The following is a 5646-nucleotide window of genomic DNA, read 5'->3' as shown; positions in this document are numbered from 1 at the left end:
CGTCTGCACGCTTTCGCTGACGGCCTCGAAACGCGGCGCCAGGGCCTGCACCTGCGAGATGATCTGCGACAGCTGCGCGCCGACCTGCTGCACCTCCTGCATGCCGCGGCGCACCTCCTCGGAAAACTTGTCCATGCCCATCACGCCGGCCGACACCGCGGACTGCATCTCCTTGACCGTCTGTTCGATGTCGTAGGTGGCGACTGCGGTCTGGTCGGCAAGCCGGCGGATCTCCGTGGCAACCACGCCAAAGCCGCGCCCATACTCGCCGGCTTTCTCGGCCTCGATGGCCGCGTTCAGCGACAGCAGGTTGGTCTGGTCGGCCACCTTGGTGATGGTGGTGACGACCTGGTTGATGTTGCCGGCCTTGTCGCTCAACACGGCGAGCTTGGCGTTGATCGAGCCAACCGCCTCCATCACGTTGTGCATGGTCTCGCTCATGCGCTGCAAACCTTCCTGCCCGCCGCCGGCGAGCAAGGCGGTCTCCTCGGCAACCTGCGACACCTCGCTCATCGTCTTCACGAGCGCGCGCGACGTGGCGGAAATTTCCTTGGAGGTGGCGCCGATCTCGGTGGTCGTCGCAGCGATCTCGCTGGCGGTGGCCTGCTGCTCCTTGGATGTGGCGGCGATCTCGGTCGCCRAGGTGTTGACCTGGATGCCGGACTGCTGGACCTGGCCGAACAGCTCCGTCAGCTTCTCCGTCATCCGGTTGAACCCCTGCGCCAGCGTGCCGAACTCGTCGCGCCGCTCCAGGTTCATCCGCTGCGTCAAGTCACCGGTGCTGATCGCGTCGGTGGCGGTGAGCAACCGGTGCAACGGCCGGGTGATCGATTGCAGCAGGACATAGCCGAGCGCAAGCGCCAGCAACAGTGCCGCGGCGAGACTGACCAGGATGGCCATGTTGGCCGTTGCGACCGCGCTCATGATCTGCCGGCCTGCCGCCTCGGCATCGGCCATGTTGTAGTCGACGACGGACTGCACGGCGGCGCGCAGCTTGTTGTACTGCGGGTCAAGCTGGCTGTGCAGCAGCGCCCGGGCCTCGTCGCGCTTGCTGGCCGCGCTCAGCTTCAAGATGTCGTCCTGCGTGCGCAGGTAAGGATTGGCAACGTGGAGGTTCTTGAACGCCTCGTAGTTCTCGCGATCCTCGGCCGAGAAGATGGTGCTCTCGTAGCTCTTGGCCAGGGTCTCCAGCCGAGCCCGGTTGACCTGCAACTGCGACTCGATCTTGCGCGCCTCGGTTTCATCCTTCTCGAACACCTGCTCCTGGGTCAACGCGAAGTTCTCTTGCCAGGCGGCCAGCAGCTGGCTGCTGTACAGCATGCCGGGCAAGGCCTCCTTCTGGATGACGGTCGCGTCCTGAGCCACGCGAGCGAGGCGGCTGTAGATGACAGCGCCCATGACAATCATCAACACCAGCACGGCGGCGAAGCTGGCGAGGATGCGGTGCCTCACGGTCAAGATATTCATCAAGTTCGGCTCCCTCGCCCTGCGTCATCAGCCCGGCGGGCAAGTCGACGCAATGCAGCTCACCGTACGCCCTGTCTAACGCGATCTCCGTGCGGTGCCGAACATCCCGAGCGAAGAAATGGAGTTGGCCGCCGGGCGGCTCGTCGTGCCTTCAGCGGCTTTTTGTCATCGGGGGCGCGGCTTCTACCTCTGCCAATGGGCCGACCGGGAAGGCTCGTCCGAGCTGCAAGCCTTCGCGCAATGGGCAATGGCCCAGAGCCGGCACTGGCGGCGCTCGATTGACGATCAGTACACGAGAGAGAAGGTGACGTAGCCCTCACCCTCCTCGGCCAAATGCTTGATGCCCGACGTACCGGCACTGATGCCGATGAACCTGAGCTGCCTTTGAGTTTCCCTGGCGTGCTTGGCCAGTGCCAACGCCGCCGTCATCCTGTCGTTGGCATGAGGCGCCAGGTCGTTGTAGATAAGCTCGAGGTTCGCTCCGGCTGTCATCAGCGAACTCAGGAATGCGGGTTGGAGCGTGTTGTTGTGCATCTGGTCTCTCCGTGGGTTGAGGGCAGCATAGTCTGCGAATTCCAGCACGACGACAGCCCGTTGTCCCGCCATGGCACCATATTGGCCCATGCCCCTGCACATCGCCTGCCTCTGCGCCGCCTGGTGCCGCACCTGCGAGTCCTACCAAGAAATCTTCGAAGCCGCCTGCGCCGAACTGCCCCAGGCCGGCCTGCATGTGCGCTGGATCGACATCGAGGACGAAGCCGAACTCATCGGYGACCTGGACATCGAGACCTTCCCGACGCTGCTCATCGCCGACGGCGAGCACATCCGCTTCGCCGGGCCGTTGACGCCGCAGCCCGAGACGCTCAGGCGCGTGCTGCGGGCGCACCTGGCGGACGCGAGGCCCATGCCCGTCGAACCGGCCTACGTCGAGCTGGCCTCGCGCCTGCGCAGCGAAGCCTGAGCTGGCCAGGGTCAAGGCCGCCCAAAACGGCCTGTCCGAGCTGACAAAAGCTGCTGCCTTTCCACGATGCGGCAGAACCCACGTTTTTCATGGGGGAGATGTAGGACTGCGCTGACAGAGACACGCGACGCATGCTGCTGTGCCGGCGGCGCGCCGGCACCCAAAGTCGGAGCATGTCCGCACCGCCGCAACACCCGCCGCATGACCTGACGCCCACCGGCGCTGCACAAGCATTCCTGCGCCTCGCCGGCGGCGCCGAAGCGGCCGCTGCCCCGGTGCGAGCCGTGCAGTTCGGTGCCGACCGCTTTGCCGAACATGGCCGCAGCCTGGCCGCGGCCCAGCGGGTGGACGATCCGCGCCAGCAGCCCCGCCCCTTCTCGCCGCGGCTGCGCAGCAATCTGCAGGTCTGGGCCGCCGCCCTGAGCGTGCTGTCCGAGGAAGGCCTGCAGGCCGACATCGACCCCGCCCACGCCTGGCTGCTGGACAACGCCCGCATCGTGCAGCAGCAGCTCGACGAGGTGCTGCACGACCTGCCGCGCAGCTACTTCCAGCGCCTGCCCCGGCTGGCCGACGAACCGCTGCAGGGCCTGCCGCGCATCTATGGCGTCGCCTGGGCCTGGGTGGCCCACGCGGACAGCTCGCTGGACCTGGCCCTGCTGCACCACTTCCTGGCCGGCCACCACGAGGCCGAGGCGCTGACATTGCGCGAGCTGTGGGCCCTGCCGTCCACGCTGCGCGTCGTGCTGGTGGAGAACCTGCGCCGCCTGGCCGAGCGCGCCGCCTGGCGTCATCTGGCGCGCCGCGCCGCCCAGCACCTGTTCGAGGCGCTGCCTCAGCTGGACGCGGCAGCGGTGCGCAACCAGCTGCAGCAATGGCAATCGGCCTGGCCGCGCGACCCTGCCATCACGGCCCTGGCCCTGCGCCTGCACGAGCGGCTGACCGACCGCGCCCTGGGCCAAGCCGAGCAGCGTGACTCCGATGACTCGTCCTGGGCGGCCGTGCACGCCTGGCTGGCCGAGGCGCTGCCCGACGCAGCCGCTGCGCAGGCCAGCGAGCAGGCCGAGAGCGCGGCCGACCACCAGAGCATCCGCAACGCCATCAGCAGCCTGCGCAACCTCGGCGCGGCCAACTGGGCCGGACTGTTCGAAGCTGTGCACCCGACGCTGCGCGCCCTGGGCCACATTGCCGTCTACCGCCAGGAGCACGAGGCCACGCGCGACATGGCCATGCACGCCATCGAGGCCCTGACCGAGCGCCACAACGTACCCGAGGCCGACGTGGCCCAGGTGCTGCGCCTGCTTTGCAACGACCCCGCCTGGGCCGAGGACGCAGAAGAGCGCGCCCCGCTGTACTGGCTGTCCGGCCCTGGCCGCGAACGCCTGCTGAGCGAACTTCGCCTCAAGCCTACCGCCGGCGAGCGCTTTGCCGCCGGGCTGCGCCGCCACAGTGTCGCCCTCTATCTGACCAGCCTGGCAGGGTTGCTGATCCTGGCCGAGCTGACGTTGCTGCTGCTGGGCCTGCCCCCGGGCGCCGGCTGGCCCATGGTGGTGGCGGCCGTGCTGCTGTCGCTGCTGCCGGCCAGCGAGGCCGTGGTCGCGCTGGCCAACCGCCTCATCAGCGAGTCCGCAGCGCCGGCGCAGCTGCCGCGCCTGACCTGGCATCACGGCATTCCGGCCGGGGCGCGCAGCCTGGTTGTCATTCCCTGCATGCTGACGCGGTCCAAGGGCATCGCGACCCTGCTCGCCCAGCTGGAGCGCCACCACCTGGCCAACCTGGAAGACGAGGCGCAGTTCGCGCTGCTCAGCGACTGGACCRATGCCAAGGCCGAGCACCAGCCCCAGGACGCGGGCCTGCTCGCCCAGGCGCGCGCCGGCATCGAGGCGTTGAACCAGCGCCACGGCACGGCCTGCGAGGGCCGGCCGCGTTTCCTGCTGCTGCACCGCGAGCGGCGCTGGAGCGAGACCGAGCAGCGCTGGATCGGCTGGGAGCGCAAGCGCGGCAAGACCGAGGCATTGGCCGCCCTGCTGGCCGGTCAGCCGCCCGAGCTGCTGCCTGACCGCTTCGTCGACCTGGGCGAGCTGTCCACGCCCGCACCGGACATCCGCCACATCATCACGCTGGATGCCGACAACGCCCTGCCCCCCGGCGCGCTGCGCGAGCTGGTCGCCATCGCCGCCCACCCGCTGAACCGCCCACGGTTGAGCCGCACATCCAGCGGCGCCGTCACCGTCGTGCGCGGCCACGGCATGCTGCAGCCGCGCGTCGCCACGCCGCTGGCCACAGCCGCCGGCAGCTCCACGGTGCATGGCACCTGGTTCCACAGCCTGTTCGCCGGCCAGCCGGGGCTGGACCCCTACAGCGCCGCCAGCTCCGAGGTCTACCAGGACCTGTTCGACGAAGGCAGCGCCGCCGGCAAGGGACTGATCGACGTGCAGGCCGCAGCGCAGGTGCTGGCCCACCGCATGCCCGAGGGCCAGGTGCTCAGCCACGACCTGCTGGAAGGCTCGCTGATGCGCTGCGCCGGCGTCAGCGACGTGGTGCTGGTGGAGCCCGCCCCCATGCATGCCGACGTGGCGGCCTCGCGCATCCACCGCTGGACGCGCGGTGACTGGCAGCTGCTGCCCTTCCTCGGCCACCCGCGCCGCTGGGGCCTGCACGGCATCCACATCTGGAAGATGCTGGACAACCTGCGCCGCTCCCTCGTCGCCCCGGCCGCCTTGCTGCTGCTGGTCGCGTCGTGGATGGGCCTGGGCCTGGCGCCGGCGTGGGCGCTGGGGCTGGTGGCCGCCACCTTCGGCGCCGGGCCGTTGATGGGCGCTCTGGCGGCCTGCGCGCCGTCGGGCGACCGCATCTCCCTGCCGCGCTTTTACCGGCAGGCGGCCATTGAACTCGGGCGTGCCATCGGCGGCGTCGTCTGGCACATCGCACTGCTTCCCGCGGCAAGCTGGCTCAGCATCGACGCCATCGTGCGCGCGCTGTGGCGCCAGCGTGTCAGCCATCAGCATCTGCTGGAATGGACCACCGCAGACGCGGCGGAAGCCGCGGCGCGCACCGACTGGCGCTCGCTGTGGCGCCAGCACAAGCATGTGACCTTTGCCACCGGCGCGCTGGCCCTGCTGCTGATGACGCCGGCCCTGATCGGCCGCCCCGTCGACTGGGACCAGGCCCTGCCGCTGCTGCTGGCCTGGGCACTGACGCCGCTGTGGATAGGCCTGGCC

General features: G+C 69.3%; 3 protein-coding genes and 1 pseudogene. 2 read left to right on the top strand and 2 right to left on the bottom strand.

Annotation, left to right across the window (positions count from 1 at the left end):
* On the bottom strand, nt 1-1467 hold a 1467-nt coding region (locus AC1DU6_RS18505), incomplete at its 3' end, for a methyl-accepting chemotaxis protein (RefSeq protein ID WP_477858790.1).
* 285 nt (nt 1468-1752) lie between these two features.
* The gene (locus AC1DU6_RS18500; protein ID WP_457324834.1) at nt 1753-2001 is read right to left on the bottom strand and encodes a hypothetical protein; all 249 of its coding nucleotides are present in this window, start codon (nt 1999-2001) and stop codon (nt 1753-1755) included.
* An 88-nt stretch (nt 2002-2089) separates the two neighbouring features.
* On the opposite strand from AC1DU6_RS18500, the gene AC1DU6_RS18495 reads away from it, so the two are divergent.
* Together AC1DU6_RS18495 and AC1DU6_RS18490 are read left to right on the top strand one after the other, a co-directional pair.
* Nucleotides 2090-2428: a thioredoxin family protein gene (locus tag AC1DU6_RS18495; RefSeq protein ID WP_235532012.1), complete on the top strand. Its 339-nt coding sequence runs from the start codon at nt 2090-2092 to the stop codon at nt 2426-2428.
* Nucleotides 2429-2601: 173 nt separating this feature from the next.
* A pseudogene (locus tag AC1DU6_RS18490) lies at nt 2602-5646 on the top strand (GH36-type glycosyl hydrolase domain-containing protein); the annotation flags it as partial.

The organism is Roseateles sp. P5_B10, from assembly GCF_056400485.1.
Note: the sequence above shows the minus strand (reverse complement) of the source record. Positions and strands in the feature narration are given on the sequence as shown.

Bases quoted from the DNA above. Each gene is read 5' to 3' on its own strand.
- AC1DU6_RS18500 (WP_457324834.1), bottom strand. From the start codon at position 2,001: ATGCACAACAACACGCTCCAACCCGCATTCCTGAGTTCGCTGATGACA.